This window comes from Agromyces bracchium (assembly GCF_009709675.1).
Lineage (GTDB): Bacteria > Actinomycetota > Actinomycetes > Actinomycetales > Microbacteriaceae > Agromyces > Agromyces bracchium.
Map to the genome: position 1 here is coordinate 195,650 of NZ_WMLB01000022.1, position 14,331 is coordinate 209,980.

The 14,331-nt window shown below is 69.9% G+C and carries 11 protein-coding genes, 1 tRNA gene and 2 pseudogenes; 9 read left to right on the forward strand and 5 right to left on the reverse strand.

All coding sequences use genetic code 11. From position 1 onward, the window contains the following. Nucleotides 1-78 precede the first annotated feature (78 nt). Nucleotides 79-155 (forward strand) — tRNA-Met (locus GJ743_RS09370). A 130-nt stretch (nt 156-285) separates the two neighbouring features. Beyond that, nucleotides 286-1,389 carry a PD-(D/E)XK nuclease family protein gene (locus GJ743_RS19530; protein ID WP_230386668.1) on the forward strand — a complete coding sequence of 368 codons (1,104 nt, stop codon included), beginning with the start codon at nt 286-288 and terminating at the stop codon, nt 1,387-1,389. 73 nt (nt 1,390-1,462) lie between these two features. Here the strand turns inward: GJ743_RS19530 and GJ743_RS19535 are convergent. Both GJ743_RS19535 and GJ743_RS20355 read right to left on the reverse strand, forming a co-directional pair. Continuing rightward, a pseudogene (locus GJ743_RS19535) lies at nt 1,463-1,840 on the reverse strand (type I restriction enzyme endonuclease domain-containing protein); the annotation flags it as partial. A gap of 72 nt (nt 1,841-1,912) precedes the next feature. Beyond that, a pseudogene (locus GJ743_RS20355) lies at nt 1,913-2,170 on the reverse strand (hypothetical protein); the annotation flags it as partial. Between the two features lie 335 nt (nt 2,171-2,505). Here GJ743_RS20355 and GJ743_RS20165 point away from each other — a divergent pair. Continuing rightward, complete coding sequence (locus GJ743_RS20165; protein ID WP_155051651.1) at nt 2,506-3,849, forward strand: adenylate/guanylate cyclase domain-containing protein; 1,344 nt, start codon at nt 2,506-2,508, stop codon at nt 3,847-3,849. 277 nt (nt 3,850-4,126) lie between these two features. Here the strand turns inward: GJ743_RS20165 and GJ743_RS09390 are convergent, their stop codons facing one another. Further along, the gene (locus tag GJ743_RS09390) at nt 4,127-4,546 is read right to left on the reverse strand and encodes a winged helix-turn-helix transcriptional regulator (RefSeq protein ID WP_155051653.1); all 420 of its coding nucleotides are present in this window, start codon (nt 4,544-4,546) and stop codon (nt 4,127-4,129) included. 103 nt (nt 4,547-4,649) lie between these two features. Here GJ743_RS09390 and GJ743_RS09395 point away from each other — a divergent pair, with 103 nt between their 5' ends. Then, the gene (locus GJ743_RS09395) at nt 4,650-5,015 is read left to right on the forward strand and encodes a DoxX family protein (protein ID WP_155051654.1); all 366 of its coding nucleotides are present in this window, start codon (nt 4,650-4,652) and stop codon (nt 5,013-5,015) included. A gap of 100 nt (nt 5,016-5,115) precedes the next feature. Here GJ743_RS09395 and GJ743_RS09400 read toward each other — a convergent pair whose 3' ends face one another. After that, nucleotides 5,116-7,263 (reverse strand): M6 family metallopeptidase, encoded by a 2,148-nt coding sequence (locus tag GJ743_RS09400; protein ID WP_155051656.1) that lies wholly within the window; start codon nt 7,261-7,263, stop codon nt 5,116-5,118. Between the two features lie 205 nt (nt 7,264-7,468). On the opposite strand from GJ743_RS09400, the gene GJ743_RS09405 reads away from it, so the two are divergent. Continuing rightward, nucleotides 7,469-8,296: a carbon-nitrogen hydrolase family protein gene (locus GJ743_RS09405; RefSeq protein ID WP_155051657.1), complete on the forward strand. Its 828-nt coding sequence runs from the start codon at nt 7,469-7,471 to the stop codon at nt 8,294-8,296. A gap of 66 nt (nt 8,297-8,362) precedes the next feature. Here the strand turns inward: GJ743_RS09405 and GJ743_RS09410 are convergent, their stop codons facing one another. After that, nucleotides 8,363-9,562: an aminotransferase class I/II-fold pyridoxal phosphate-dependent enzyme gene (locus GJ743_RS09410; protein WP_155051659.1), complete on the reverse strand. Its 1,200-nt coding sequence runs from the start codon at nt 9,560-9,562 to the stop codon at nt 8,363-8,365. A gap of 153 nt (nt 9,563-9,715) precedes the next feature. On the opposite strand from GJ743_RS09410, the gene GJ743_RS09415 reads away from it, so the two are divergent. From GJ743_RS09415 to GJ743_RS09430, 4 genes are all read left to right on the forward strand, one after another. Then, nucleotides 9,716-11,422, forward strand: a complete 1,707-nt coding sequence (locus GJ743_RS09415) for a S1C family serine protease (RefSeq protein ID WP_155051662.1) — start codon at nt 9,716-9,718, stop codon at nt 11,420-11,422. A 139-nt stretch (nt 11,423-11,561) separates the two neighbouring features. Beyond that, nucleotides 11,562-12,617, forward strand: a complete 1,056-nt coding sequence (locus tag GJ743_RS09420; protein ID WP_230386669.1) for a glycosyltransferase family 2 protein — start codon at nt 11,562-11,564, stop codon at nt 12,615-12,617. Nucleotides 12,618-12,619: 2 nt separating this feature from the next. Next, complete coding sequence (locus tag GJ743_RS09425; RefSeq protein WP_230386670.1) at nt 12,620-13,432, forward strand: CDP-alcohol phosphatidyltransferase family protein; 813 nt, start codon at nt 12,620-12,622, stop codon at nt 13,430-13,432. Nucleotides 13,433-13,481: 49 nt separating this feature from the next. Next, nucleotides 13,482-14,327, forward strand: coding sequence for a glycosyltransferase family 2 protein (locus tag GJ743_RS09430; protein ID WP_155051709.1), 846 nt, complete (start codon nt 13,482-13,484; stop codon nt 14,325-14,327). Nucleotides 14,328-14,331: the final 4 nt, after the last annotated feature.

Sequence of the window (14,331 nt, forward strand, 5' to 3'; positions counted from 1 at the left end):
ATCGAGACCCCCGACCCGCCCGGGATGCGGCCTCGATTCGACCGCCCTCGGAACCCGTGCTAGTGTTATCTCTTGTGCCGCGGGGTGGAGCAGTTCGGTAGCTCGCTGGGCTCATAACCCAGAGGTCGTAGGTTCAAATCCTGCCCCCGCAACCAAATCGGAAGGCCCCGGTCCACTCGGACCGGGGCCTTTCGCATGTCCACGGCGCGGTCGAGCGAGCACGTCAATGTCGCTGTGCGGGGATGCGCACGAGGCCGTGTGGGAGCATCCGCTACCGTGTCGGCCATGACACTCGACATGACGTTCCTCGATGCGTCGCTCTCACCCGCGAGGACGCGGCCGAGGCCGGTGAATGTCTACGACATCCTTCGCGAGGGTTGGCGCGAAACGCGGGTCGATATGACCTTGCAGTTCTTCCTGGATCCCCGCGAACGCCACGGCCTCGGCTCGCTCGTCATCGACGCGTTGTTGCGATGTCTGGATGATGCCCCGGTGATCGGGCCCGACGGCGTCACCGCCGCACGTCTCGTGGCGGCGGACGCGTTGGGGTCTGACGATTGGGTGATCGAAACTCAGGTCGGCTTCATCGACGTCTATGCCGTGAATCGCGAGTTGGATATCGCGATCGTGCTCGAGAACAAGATCGGCCACGTGCTGAACAATCCCTTGCGAGCCTACGCCGAGCATGCGCGCACGGATGGGTTCACCACGATCATCGTCGTCGTACTCGCACCCGAGGTCCGCTCGCACGTCGAGAATCAGCAGCAGCAGTTTGTGTCGGCGGCCCTCACATACTCAGAGTTCGGTGAAGCGATCCGGCAAACACCCCAGCTGATTGATTTCCTCCTGGCGCCGAGGGACCTGGACCAGAGGCGCAGCCTCGAACTCCTTCAGCAGTTCATCGAAGCGAGAAGTGGAGACATGTCGATGATCGAACTCGAGAACGATGCTGAGCGGCTGGACGAATGGCGCGCCTTGATGGAAACGCATGGCGAGGCCATCAAGGCGTTCGAAGACGCCCGTAGCTCCATCGGCCGATTGATTCGAGACCGCCGAGAGCGGTTGCGACCGCTGATCGCCTCTCGCTTGGCCGCCGAAGGGCTGGTCACTGGATGGGAATCGCACGGCGGGAGTCGCGAAGAGACCTGGAACGCGTACTACTTCCCCGCGGCGGACTGGAGCGTCGAATTGAAGCTTTCGGCCCAGCCGTCGCGTCCGGCGATTTTCATCTACGACCGCCGCGGACAGACATACAAGGACTCGACGATCGAGTCGCTTGGTCTGTACTGGACCGCCACAGACGAGGAGATCGCAGAGACATTCGTCGCGCGGACCAAGCAGATTCTCGACGACGTACGAACGGGCAACCGGAGTCGTTCGGAGAAGTGAAGGTGTCCAAGCGACCCCGACGGGCGGCTCCCCTTCCAGTCGGATCCGGGTGCTCTACCCCGCGCCGCTCCTCCGCATACCGCGGCGCGAGCGATTCCATCTGGTCCATGACCTGCTTGATCGCCTCGGGCTGCTTGTCGGGCGGGTACTTGTGTTTCACGAGCAGGCGTTTGATCGATGCGCGGAGCTTCGCCCGCACGTCGTCGCGCACGGTCCAGTCGGTGCGCACGTCGCGTCGCATCACGGCGACGAGCTCCCGAGCGATCTGGGCGAGCACGTCTTCGCCCTGCACGTCGATCGCCGACTCATTGGTGGCCACGGCGTCGGAGAACGCGAGTTGGTCGCTCGACAGTGGGAGAGAGAAGTGCGACCCGCGGGATGCCTCGGCGGCGACTTCCTTCGCGAGCGCGACCAGCTCGGCGATGACCTCTGCGGACGTGAGCTGCGGGTTCGGGTCCTTGAAGATGAAAGTGGGATAGTTGGCCCACACCCCTCCATCCATCAGTCCATGAACTTCCTCCTCCCCGGCGGCCGACACAATTCGCAGGCGGCCTGGGCGGAATGCGAATGGGATTGAGGATGACGCGTTGGCTGCGTCAGTCACGGACAGGGTGGGGGTTAGATCGCTGCCGAACACACGGGGCTGCCGCATTGCGAAGTCCACGCAAACCACAAGCAATTCAATCCCAGTGGTTCTGAAAAATTCACCGAAGGTCACGAGACCGCTTGAAGCCCGCGGCCCAGATAATGAGTCAACACGGTCTACTAGCACTCCTTCGATGTTCGACGACCCCGTGAAGCGGCGCCTACCGCGCCGATGCGGCCAATAGCGTCTGGCTGACCGACATGACCGAACACCGCACGAGCGAGCTCAAGCTGCACTGCTGCGCGATCAAGGACGCGTTCTCAAATCCGGATCGCTGGGTACTCGATGAGCGACAGGATGACCCTGCAGGAATCGCAAACTGGAGACGACCGACGCCGGAGTGCATCGAGGCTCTCCGACCGGTCCGCGTTCGCGACCCAAGGGGCGTATCGTGAGCCCATGGGCGGGAGGGGCCCAGGCAACGTCGAGACCTCGTTGTCGAGCCGTCGGCAGCGCGGCGGGAGTCTGCTGTGATCCCGAGCACGAGCTATGTCCGAAGCGGCGACGCGGACATCGCGTACAAGGTCTGCGGAGAAGGCGAACGGGATCTCCTGATTTCGTTCTCCTTCGCATCCAATATCGACGCACTGTTCGAGCTCTCGGAGAACGTCGAATTCATTGAGCGCATGATGAGATTCGGCCGGGTCATCCTGTTCGACAAGCGTGGAACAGGCCTATCGGAACGAACGACCGATCTCGTATCGATCGAACAGCGCAGCGACGATGTGATCGCCGTACTCGATGCAGCGGGAAGCAAGAGTGCCGCGCTACTCGGTTACGGCGACGGTGCTGCCGTATGCCTCGCGACGGCTGCGAGGCATCACGATCGGGTCGAGTCCGTCATCGCGGGCGAGGTGCTCGTCGTCGGGCATCGCGACAAAGAGTTTCCCTGGGGAGTGCGTGCGAAGTTCACTGGACCGGTGATGCGAGCGTTGGTGAGTGCCGGGTGGGGCAACGGGCAGGTCATGAAAATCCTCGCGCCATCGTGGACAGCAGATCGCCGCCTGTTCGAATGGTGGATGCGATACGAACGCCTGGCCACGACCCCGAGTGGTGCTTCGAGGCTGCTCGAGGAGATCGTAGACATCGACATTCGGCCATACCTGCCCCATGTGCGAGTGCCGGTGCTCGTCGTGCATGACGTCGACATGAAGATGCTGCCGACAGCGGCGTTCCGTTGGCTCGCCGATCAACTCTCCGACGGCAGGCTGACGCTCATTCAAGACAGTTCGACACCGATCTTCATTCCCGGGGATGCTTTCGTAGACGAGGTCGAGGAGTTCCTCATTGGGACGAGGACGGGCGGTCGACGCGAAATCGCAACCCTCGTGGTCACCGATGTCGTTGGTTCAACCGACTCGCTCGCTCAGTCTGGTGACGCCGCCTGGCGAGATCGCCTCGTGGCGCATCGCGAATCGGTGCGACATTCCCTGGCGAGGTACTCCGGCCGCGAGGTGGATACGGCAGGGGACGGATTCTTCCTGTCGTTCCCCCTCCCCTCGTTGGCACTTCGTTTCGCTGAGGAAGCCGTCACGGATGCGTCGCGACTCGGCATCGGACTGCGCGTCGGCGTGCACATCGGCGAGGTGCTCGTGAGAGACGCCGACGTTATCGGTATCGCTGCCCACATCGCCGCGCGCGTGGAAGCCGCAGCGATCCCCGGCGCCGTATTCGTCACGGACGCCGTTCGCATGCTCGTGCTGGGCTCGCGCATGCGATTCGAACCGGCGGGAGAGTTCTCGCTCAAAGGGGTCCCGGGCACATGGCCGCTCTTCCGGCTGGTCGTCGGAGTTGATCCCGGCACCTCCGTCTGAGTGGCGCGTGCACGCGCCAGAGTTTTCCCCGAGCTCGGATCGCGGCACCGGTGCGATCCACCTCCTCACACCGGACTGACCGGACGGCTCCGCTCGGACGCGCTGGAACGATCAGCCGCTTGGCCTGGAACGCCGAAACCGCAACGCCGAAACTGCCCAGCAGCCACAAGGCCCTCCGGATTCCCCGAACCCGCCACCAATCGGAAGGCCCCGGTCCACTCGGACCGGGGCCTTTCGCATGTCCGGGAACGCCGCCGGAAGAGCGTCGCGAGCGCCGTCAGCGCGCTGCGCGCGCGTCGTAGTCCGCCCGCGCGGCCACGATGCGCGGATGGTTCTCGATCGCCCATTCGCCGAGCGCGGTCGAGATCTCGATGAGGCTCGTGCCGAGGCGCGTGAGCTCGTACTCGACGCGGGGCGGCACCTCTGCGTGCACAGTTCGGGAGATCAGGCCGTCGCGCTCGAGCTGCCGGAGCGTGAGCGTCAGCATGCGCTGCGAGATGCCCGGGATGTGCCGTTGCAGCTCGGTGAACCGGAGGCGCCGGTCACGGAGGGTCGCGACGACGAGGAGCGACCACTTGTCGCCGACGCGGTCGAGCACCTCGCGGATGGCGCGGCCCCCGGCCTCGCCGGTCGAGGCCATGCACGTGTCCTCGTAGGAGGTGAGCGGCTCGGGGAGCCGGTCGGTCGGTGTCGACATCGGATGTCACCTGCTTACCTGGATGTGCCTTTTGCACGCGTCTGGACGAGCACGCATCATGGGGTTACTTACACAAGGTAACAGACCCCCTCAGGAGTTCCCCATGTTGATCGCCCTCTGGATCCTCAACGCCCTGCTCGCCCTCGCGTTCCTCGCCGCCGGCGCGATGAAGGCGATCCGCCCGAAGGAGGCGCTCGCGACCGCGGGCATGGCCTGGACCGAGGACTTCTCGTCGCCGAGCGTCAAGCTGATCGGCGTCGCCGAGGTCGTCGGGGCGTTCGGCCTCATCCTGCCGCTGGCGACGGGGATCGCCCCGATCCTCAGCCCGATCGCGGCGGCGGCGCTCGTCGTCGTGATGGTCGGCGCCGCGGTCGTGCACGTCCGTCGCGGCGAGTCGGCGGTCCCGGCGATCGTGCTCGCCGTGCTGTCGGCCGTGAGCGCGGTGCTCGGGGTGATCGTCCTTGCGTGATCGTCCAGCGAGCGGCGTCCTGAACGGACGGGAGCGCGGTTCGCGAGCACGATGAAGGCCCCGGTCCACTCGGACCGGGGCCTTCCGACCTTCCCCGAGGTCAGCCCTTCTTGCCGTTGCCGGTGTTCGTCACGGTGAGTTCGTAGCCCGCGTCGAGCGTGTCGAGGTCGCCGGTGGGCAGGTTCGACACGAGGGTCGCGAAGTCGCGGTTCTGGCCCTTCGCGCACGAGGTGTCGAGGCCGGCCATCGTGATGTCGTCGCCCTCGAGGCGGTAGACGTGGTTGCCCGCCTCGTCGACGATCTCGTAGTCCGACTCCTCGCCGGGGGTGAGGTCGCAGCTCGCGACGACCTGCAGCGTCCAGTTGTCGTCCTGGAGCCCCGTCGTCTCGATCCACTCGCCGTCGGCCGACGAGAGCGTCGCGGCCTCGCCGTCGACCATCACGTCGTCGACGAACCATCCGGTGTCGAGGTAGGCGGCGTCGGTCGAGTAGCGGAAGCGCACGTCGGTCGTCCCAGCAGGCAGGTCGGCCGTGAGGTGCACGTACTCGGGGTCGTCGACGAAGTACTCGCCGCCCGACGTGCCCGTGAGGCCGTTGCCCTCGGTGTTGTTGCCGTGCGGGTCGTCGTCGGTCGTGACGACGGCACCCGAGTCATCCGTCAACGGCACCGTCACCCAGTCGCCGTCGACGAGCGCCTCGACGAAGCCGTAGTCCCAGCCCTCCTCGATGAAGCTCCAGCTCCAGAAGTCGAGGGTCGAGGCCGCGCCATCCGCCACGTCGACGTCGAGGACGTTGTCGGACTGGCTCTCGTAGCCGCCGTACCAGTGCGTGTCGCCCGTGTGCGGGGCGATCTGCGTGGTGTCGTCGCCGTCGAGTGCGACGGTGACCCGCGGGCCCGGGTTGCGGAACCGTTCGATCTGGATGCCGTACGGCAGCGCCGTGTCGGCCTGGCCGTTCTTGCGGCGGTCCCACTTCGCCTCGGGCTGCGCGCCCTGGTTCGACCCGCGGCCGTCCCAGAACTGGTCGTCGGCGATGTCGATCGTCCAACTCGTCGAGGCGGGGTCGCCGAAGTCGACGGCCTTGATGTCGAAGCGCTCCGAGTCCTCGTCGTCGAGGTACACGGCCACGGCCCAGTCCTCGTACAGCTCGGCGGCCGAGCGCAGGTCGCTTCCGGTCGCCGCGTTGAACTCGGCGATGGCGGCGTCGACGCCCGCCATGCCGTCGGCCTGGTTCTCGAAGATGAGCTTGATCAGCAGGTCGCCGCCCGCGCCGTCGTACTCGAGGTCGGGCTCGTAGGTGCCGTCGCCGTTGCCGCCGGCCTGCTCCCAGAGGTACTGCATGTAGGTGTAGGCGGCGCCGTAGTTCTCCAGGCCGCCGCCCCACCGCGTGAGCGAGGTCTCGGCGTAGAACACCTGGTGGTAGGTCAGGTGCGAGCCGCCCACGTCGTAGCCGTTGAGGAACACGGCGAAGTCGGCGAGGCCCTCGTCGACCCAGCTGAGCTCGCCCGGGTCGCTGTAGTTGTGCAGCAGGTGCTCGAGCTCGTGCGCGATGACGCCCTCGTAGAGGGTCGCCTGGTCGTTCGCCGGGTCGTCGTCGCGCCACTCCGAGTCATCCGGCCCGACGCGGTTCGCCCAGTCGTAGGCGTCGATCACGATCGTGTTCATGCCCGCCGAGTCGATGAAGTCGGGCGCGAAGTAGCCCGCCGTATAGCTCGTGACGTCGCAGTCGTAGTACTGCTCGTCCTGCACGTTGTAGACCACCATGACGAGCGAGTCGCTCGCGGGTTCGTCGGGGTCGGCGGCATCCATCGGGCCGAAGTGCTCCTCGTCGACCGCGACGATCTGGTTCGCGAGCTGGTCGCCCATGTAGTCGATCTGCGCCTGCGTGATCGTGTAGTCGGCGACGTCCGCGTCGGCGCACGGCACGAACTCGTCGTCGGGCGCGGTGTGGTCGAACGCCGGGTCGAGGCTGTCGACGCCGACCGGTGCGCTGCCGTCGAGCGGCGTGCCCTCGGGCACGTAGATGTAGACCGGCGTGCCGTCGGGCGTCACGCCCGCGTACACGCGCGTGAAGTCCTGGTCGTAGGTGCCGCCGGCCGCGCTGTCGTTGATCGGCAGCGCGATGGTCGGTTCGCCGGGCAGGTTCTCGTGGTCGTCGGCCGAGGCCGGCGCCGCGGTCGCCGCGAGGAAGCTCGCGGCGAGGGCTCCGACGGCGAGGGCGCCGAGGGAGCGTCGTTGTGCTCTGAGCACGGGGTTTCCCATCTGTCATGGCCCCGGGCCGGAGAGAAGCGTGCCTGGTCCGTCGGCGTAGGGACCGATCGTGCGGCGGCCGTCCGGGTCGCGCGCGTGAACCCCACCAGTCCAGCAGGCGTCGCGGATCGACGGGAGGCGCTTGTCATCGCGGCCCGGATCGGCTTGACTACGCCCCCTGACGCGCCGCGCATAGGCTGGCGGCATGCAGACGGATGCCGCGCCCCTCGGCGTCGCGGTCGCGCAGTTCGCGCCCGGCGACGACCCCGATGCCAACCTCGCCGAGATCGAGCGCCTCGCCGGCGTCGCGGCGGCGCGCGGAGCGCGGCTCGTCGTCTTCCCCGAGTACTCGAGCTACTTCACGCCCGAGGCGGGCCCGGCGTGGGTCGGGGCCGCGCAACCGGTCGGCGGGCCGTTCACGACCGCGCTGGGGGCCCTCGCCGATCGGCTCGACGTGCACGTCGTGGCCGGCATGATCGAGCGCCCGGCGGGCGAGGAGCGCCGCGTCGCGAACACCGTCGTCGCCGTCGCGCCGGGGGAGGGCGTCGTCGCGCGCTACCGCAAGCTGCACCTCTACGACGCGTTCGGCCAGCGCGAGAGCGAGTGGGTGGCCCCCGGCGAGATCGGCGATCCCGAGACGTTCGCGGTCGGCGGCATCCGCTTCGGGCTGCAGACCTGCTACGACGTGCGCTTCCCCGAGGTGTCGCGCCGCATCGTCGACGCGGGCGCCGACGCGATCTGCATGCCGGCCGAGTGGGTGCGCGGGCCCCTGAAGGAGGCGCACTGGCGCACGCTCACGACGGCCCGCGCGATCGAGAACACCGCGTACGTGCTCGCCGCCGACCAGGCCCCGCCCGTCGGCGCGGGCAACAGCATGGTGGTCGATCCGATGGGCGTCGAGGTCGCCACGATCGGCGAGCAGACGGATGTCGCGGTGGCCTGGCTCTCGGCGGAGCGCATCGCCGAGGTGCGGACGCGCAACCCCGCGCTCGCGCTGCGCCGGTTCGCGGTCGTCGTGCGCGACGAGCCCTGAGCCGCCGCGGCGCCCGCAGCGAATGCGCCGGCGGCGGCTCCGCGCCGGCTCTCGCGCCCGCCGGGCTCAGCCCATCGCCGCGAGCCGCTCGGCCGCGGTCTCGAGCACCTCGCGGCGCTTGCAGAACGCGAACCGCACGAGGCTCCGCACCTCGTCGCGCCGCTCGGGGTGCACGAACGCCGTGATGGGCACGCCGACGACCCCGGCGCGATGGGGGAGCTCGCGGCAGAACGCGTCGCCGTCGTGCGCGCCGAGCGGCGCGGCATCCGCCACCACGAAGTAGCCCGACGCCGGGACCGACGTCGTGAAGCCCGCGCTCGTGAGGCCCGCGACGAGCAGGTCGCGGCGTGCGGCGAGCTCGGCCGCGGCATCCGTGAAGAACCGGTCGGGCAGGTCGAGCCCGGCCGCGATCGCGGGCTGGAACGGCGCGCCGTTGACGAACGTCAGGTACTGCTTGACCGCGAGCACGGCCGTCACGAGGTGCGCGGGGCCGGTGACCCAGCCGATCTTCCACCCGGTCGTGTTGAAGGTCTTGCCGCCCGACGAGATCGAGATCGTGCGCTCCCACGCGCCGGGGTGGGTCGCGATCGGCACGTGCTGGCCGTCGAAGACGAGGTGCTCGTAGACCTCGTCGGTGACGATGAGCGCGTCGTGGCGGTGCGCGAGCTCGACGATCACGTCGAGCGTCGCCTCGTCGAGGAGCATGCCGGTCGGGTTGTGCGGGGAGTTCACGAGGATGACGCGCGTGCGGTCGGTGACGGCGGCGCGGAGCTCGTCGTGGTCGGGCCGCCAGTCGGGGAACCGCAGGGGCACGGTTCGGTGGATGCCGCCGGCACGAGCGATGACCGCTCCGTACGCGTCGTACGACGGCTCGAACGTGACGACCTCGTCGCCGTCGTCGACGAACGCGAGCAGCGTCGCGGCGAGCGCCTCGGTCGCGCCGGCGGTGACGAGCACCTCGCGCGCCGGGTCGACCGAGAGGCCGTACCACCGGTGCTGGTGCCGCGCGATCGCCACGCGGAGCACGGGCATGCCCGGGCCCGGCGGGTACTGGTTCACGCCGGTCGCGATCGCCTCGCGGGCCGCATCGAGCACCTCACGGGGGCCGTCCTCGTCGGGGAATCCCTGGCCGAGGTTGATCGCGCCGGTCGAGACGGCCAGCGCGCTCATCTCGGCGAAGACGGTCGGGGCGACGCCGCCGTCGGCGGCGAGCAGGCCCGCGCCGGCGGCGGTCCGCTGCCACGGTGCGAGCGGTCGTGAGGGCATGGCATCCACGCTCACACCGTATGCCACGGTGCGGCGGCTACGCTGTCTGCGGCGCCCGGGCGGTTCACGGTGGCGACATAGCTTCGACATAGGGACCGCCGACTCGCCGCACAGCTTGGAGCGGGATGCTGGCATCCGCTGGAAGGAGCGAAGATGACCGAGACCAACACCGGCGGGATCGAGCAGAACCCGGAGAACCACCCCGAGCCGACGGCCCAGGGTGCGGATGCCGCGGAGGCCACCGCCCAGGTCGAGACCCCCCGCGCGGAGTCGTCGCCCGAGCCCGCGACCGAGCCGGCCACGCCGGCGGCGCAGGCCGCCTCGGCGCAGCCCGCATCGGTCGAGCGCGCGGAGCCGGTCGCTGCGCCCGTCGCTTCGGCTAGGCCCGCTGCGCCCGCTGCACCCGCCGAGGCCGCCGCGCCCGCACCGCGCCCGACCGGCACCGTCTACACGCCCGGCCAGGCCCCGCAGCCGTACGTCGCGGGACAGTACCGCCACGAGCCGGCCACCACGCCGACCCCCGGCCAGACCCAGCCGACCACGCCGATCGCCGGCGCGCCCGGCACCCCGCAGGCCGGTGGCGCCGGAACCGTCCCGCCCGCCTTCGGCGGCGCCCCCGCGCCCGCCCCGGCCCAGGAGCCCGCGCCCAAGCAGCGTCGCGTCGGCTTCGGCGTCGCCGCGGCGATCGTCGCCGCCGCGCTCATCGGCGGCGCATCGGGCGCCGGCATCACGGCCCTCCTGACCAACGACGGCGACAGCGCCGTCGAGCAGACCTCGTCGGGCACGCAGCGCATCGTCGTGAACGACGACGGCTCGGTGAACCAGGTCGCCGCCGTCGCCGCGGCCGCGAGCCCCAGCGTCGTCACCATCGAGGTGAGCGGCGGCCAGTCCGGCGGCACGGGCTCCGGCATCATCCTCTCGGAGGACGGCTACGTGCTCACGAACACGCACGTGGTCACGCTCGACGGCGCGACCGGCGACCCGACCATCCAGGTGAAGGCCGACGACGGCACGCTCTACACGGCCGAGCTCATCGGCACCGACCCGCTGAGCGACCTGGCCGTCATCAAGCTGGCGGATGCCTCGGGCCTGACGCCGATCGAGTTCGCCGACTCGAGCGAGCTCAACGTCGGCGACACGGCGATCGCGATCGGTGCGCCGCTCGGCCTCTCCGGCACCGTCACGAACGGCATCGTCAGCGCGCTCAACCGCAGCATCGACGTCGAGTCGTCGGCCGCCCCCGAGACCACGCCCGACAGCGGCGAGGGCGAGCAGGGCGGGTCGGGCGAGAGCCCCTTCGACTTCTGGAACTTCGACGGCGAGGAGGGCGGCTCGGGCTCCTCGAGCGGCGGCGGCCTCATCTCGATCCCGGTGATCCAGACGGATGCCGCGATCAACCCGGGCAACTCGGGCGGCGCGCTGCTCGACGGCGAGGGCAAGCTCATCGGCGTGAACGTCGCGATCCTCTCGGCGGGCGGCGCTTCGGGCGAGGCCGGCAACATCGGCGTCGGCTTCGCGGTGCCCTCGAACCTCGCTGAGCGCATCGCGAGCGAGATCATCGAGAACGGCTCCGCCACGCACGGGCTGCTCGGTGCCACGGTGACCTCCGCGCAGGCGAGCGGCGAGAGCGCGACGGTCGGCGCCCTCATCTCCGAGGTGAGCGCCGGCGGCGCCGCCGAGGCGGCGGGACTCCAGTCCGGTGACGTGGTGACGGCGCTGAACGGCATCCCGATCACCGACCAGACCGACCTGACCGCGCAGGTGCGCGCCCTGGCCGGCGGCGCGGAGGCCGAGCTGACCTACACGCGCGACGGGGAGTCGAACACCGTGACGGTGACGCTCGGCACGTTCGAGGGCTGATCCGCAGCGCACGGCACCGACGGGGGCCGGACCGACCGGTCCGGCCCCCGTCGTCGTGCCCTCGGAATGCCGCGGCGTCACCGCGATCGCGTGGGTCCCTGCTGCTAGGCTCGATCGACCCTGTGCACGAGTGAGGACCATGCCCGACCAGCACCATCCGGCGGAACCGTCGCCGCCGATCGGCGTCTCGTATGTCATGCCCGTGTTGAACGACGCATCGCACGTGCGCGCCGCGGTCGAATCGATCCTCGAGCAGGAGTACGACGGCCCGGTCGAGGTGCTGATCGCCCTCGGTCCGTCGATCGACGGCACGACCGAGCTCGTCGAAGACCTGGCCTCGCGCGATCCGCGTGTGCACGTGCTCGAGAACGAGGTCGGGTCGACGCCGGCCGGTCTCAACATCGGCATCCGCGCGGCCGTGCACCCGGTCGTGGTCCGCGTCGACTCCCACTCGATGCTGCCGGTCGACTACACGCGCATCGCGGTCGACACGCTCGTGCGCACCGGCGCCGACAACGTCGGCGGCATCATGGACGCGCGCGGCGAGACGCCCTTCGAGCGGGCGGTGGCACTGGCGTACACGACCCCGGTCGGCCTCGGCGGCTCGGCGTTCCACGTCGGCGGTCACGAGGGTGCGGTCGAGACGGTCTACCTCGGGGTGTTCCGGAAGAGCGCGCTCGAGCGCGTGGGCCTCTTCGACGAGACGATCAAGCGCGGCCAGGACTGGGAACTGAACCGTCGCCTCCGGCAGACCGGCGGCACCGTGTGGTTCACGCCCGAGCTCGCGGTCACCTATCGTCCGAGGTCGAGCCTGGAGCGACTGGCGCGGCAGATGTTCTCCACGGGCCTCTGGCGCGGCGAACTCGCCCGCCGGTTCCCCGCCGCGAACGGGTTCCGCTACTTCGTCCCGCCCGCCATGGTCGTGGGCGTCGTGCTGGGCCTCCTGCTCGGGGTCATCGGCGTCGTGCAGGCCGCGATCGGCCAGGCGCCGTGGCTGCTGATCGGCTTCGCCGTGCCGCTCGTCTACCTGCTCTTCGTGGTCGCCGCGACCCTCGCGTACGCACGCGGCCGCGGGGGCGCGACCGCGGCCTGGTTCCTGCTCGTCCTGCCGTGCATCCACGTCGCCTGGGGAACGGGCTTCGTGCTCGGCTACCTCTCGCTCACGAGCAACATCGCCGAGCACACGGGAAGGTGAGCATGTCGGAGCCCATGCCGGAGCGGGGGATCCCGTCGAGCCTCGCCAAGCAGCGAGCGGTCACGCAACCGCCCGAGGTCCGCGGCCGCCGGAACGCGGAGCACTGGACCGCATCGCTCTACCTGCGCGACCTCTCGCCGTACCTGACGTGGGTGCTGCTCCACACCCGCATCTCGGCGAACGGCGTCACCGGGCTCATGATCCTCGTCGGCTGGTCGACGGCCGCGGCGCTCCTGATCCCCGGCATCTGGGGCGCCCTGCTCGCGGTCGTGCTCGGCCAGCTGCAGATGCTCGTCGACTGCTGCGACGGGGAGGTCGCGAGGTGGCGCCGCACGTCGAGTCCCGCAGGGGTCTTCCTCGACAAGGTGGGCCACTACTCGACCGAGGCGCTGATCCCGCTCGCCCTCGGCATCCGCGCCGCCGCGTACCCGCTGGAGTTCCCCGCCGACTTCCTGTGGACGACGATCGCCGCCATGCTGGCCCTCGTGATCGTGCTGAACAAGGCGCTCAACGACATGGTGCACGTCGCGCGTGCGAACGCCGGCCTGCCGAAGCTCGCCGACACGCACGGCGAGACGGCCCCGCGCGGCGGTCTCGTCGCGACGCTCCGCAAGGCCGCCCGGTTCCTCCCGTTCCACCGCCTCTATCACTCCGTCGAGCTGACGCTCATCGCGCTCGCCGCGGCCGTCGTCGGGCTCTTCGTCGGCCAGCCGCTCGTCGATCGCGTCGTCGTCGCCGCGCTGCTGCCGCTCGCGCTGCTCGCACTGGTCGGCCACTTCGTCGCGATCATGGCCTCCCGCCGTGTCCGTTCCTGACCCCGCGCCGACGACCCGTCGGCCCCGCGTCGGAGTCGTGGTCCTGACGATGGGTCGCCGCCCGATCGAGCTCGCGCGCGGCATCTGGAGCATCCTCGACCAAGAGGACGTCGACGTCGACGTCGTCTGCGTCGGCAACGGCTGGGACCCCGCCACCGCCGACCCGCCGCTCCCGCCCGAGGTGCGCACGCTGCACCTGCCGGAGAACCTCGGCATCCCGGCCGGTCGCAACCGCGGCGTCCCCGAGGTCGCGGGCGAGGTGCTGTTCTTCCTCGATGACGACGCCTACCTGCCGAGCCCGGCCTTCCTGGCCGACGGATGCCGCATGCTCGCCGCGCGGCCCGACCTCGGGCTCGTTCAGCCCCGAGTGGTCGACCCGACCGGCCTCGCGTCGCCGCGGCGCTGGATCCCGCGCATCCGGAAGGGCGACCCGGCGCACTCGAGCCCGGTGTTCTCCTGCTGGGAGGGCGCGGTGCTCATGCCGCGGCGCGCGTTCGAGGCATCCGGCGGCTGGGCCGACCCGTTCTTCTACGCGCACGAGGGCATCGAGCTCGCCTGGCGGGTGTGGGATGCCGGCTACCGGGCCTGGTACGCCGGCGACCTCGAGGCGGCGCACCCCGTGATCGACCCGGCCCGACACGAGTACTACTACCGCCTGAACGCCAGGAACCGGGTCTGGCTCGCGCGCCGCAACCTGCCGGCGATCCTCGTGCCGTGCTACGTCGGCTCGTGGACGGCGATCCAGGTGCTGCGCTGGTTCCGGCAGCCCGCGGCGCTCGGCGCATGGTTCGCCGGCTGGCGCGCCGGCTGGCGCGAGGACGCGGGGGAGCGTCGTCCGATGTCGTGGCGCACCGTCTGGCGGATGACGGCGGCGGGACGGCCGCCCGTCGTCTGACGCG

Excerpts from the sequence above, each read along its gene's own strand:
- GJ743_RS09430 (WP_155051709.1), top strand. The coding sequence starts at position 13,482 with ATGGGTCGCCGCCCGATCGAGCTCGCGCGCGGCATCTGGAGCATCCTC.
- GJ743_RS09410 (WP_155051659.1), bottom strand. The coding sequence starts at position 9,562 with ATGCCCTCACGACCGCTCGCACCGTGGCAGCGGACCGCCGCCGGCGCG.
- GJ743_RS09425 (WP_230386670.1), top strand. The coding sequence starts at position 12,620 with ATGTCGGAGCCCATGCCGGAGCGGGGGATCCCGTCGAGCCTCGCCAAG.
- GJ743_RS09395 (WP_155051654.1), top strand. The coding sequence starts at position 4,650 with ATGTTGATCGCCCTCTGGATCCTCAACGCCCTGCTCGCCCTCGCGTTC.
- GJ743_RS19530 (WP_230386668.1), top strand. The coding sequence starts at position 286 with ATGACACTCGACATGACGTTCCTCGATGCGTCGCTCTCACCCGCGAGG.
- GJ743_RS09420 (WP_230386669.1), top strand. The coding sequence starts at position 11,562 with ATGCCCGACCAGCACCATCCGGCGGAACCGTCGCCGCCGATCGGCGTC.
- GJ743_RS09415 (WP_155051662.1), top strand. The coding sequence starts at position 9,716 with ATGACCGAGACCAACACCGGCGGGATCGAGCAGAACCCGGAGAACCAC.
- GJ743_RS09390 (WP_155051653.1), bottom strand. The coding sequence starts at position 4,546 with ATGTCGACACCGACCGACCGGCTCCCCGAGCCGCTCACCTCCTACGAG.
- GJ743_RS09405 (WP_155051657.1), top strand. The coding sequence starts at position 7,469 with ATGCAGACGGATGCCGCGCCCCTCGGCGTCGCGGTCGCGCAGTTCGCG.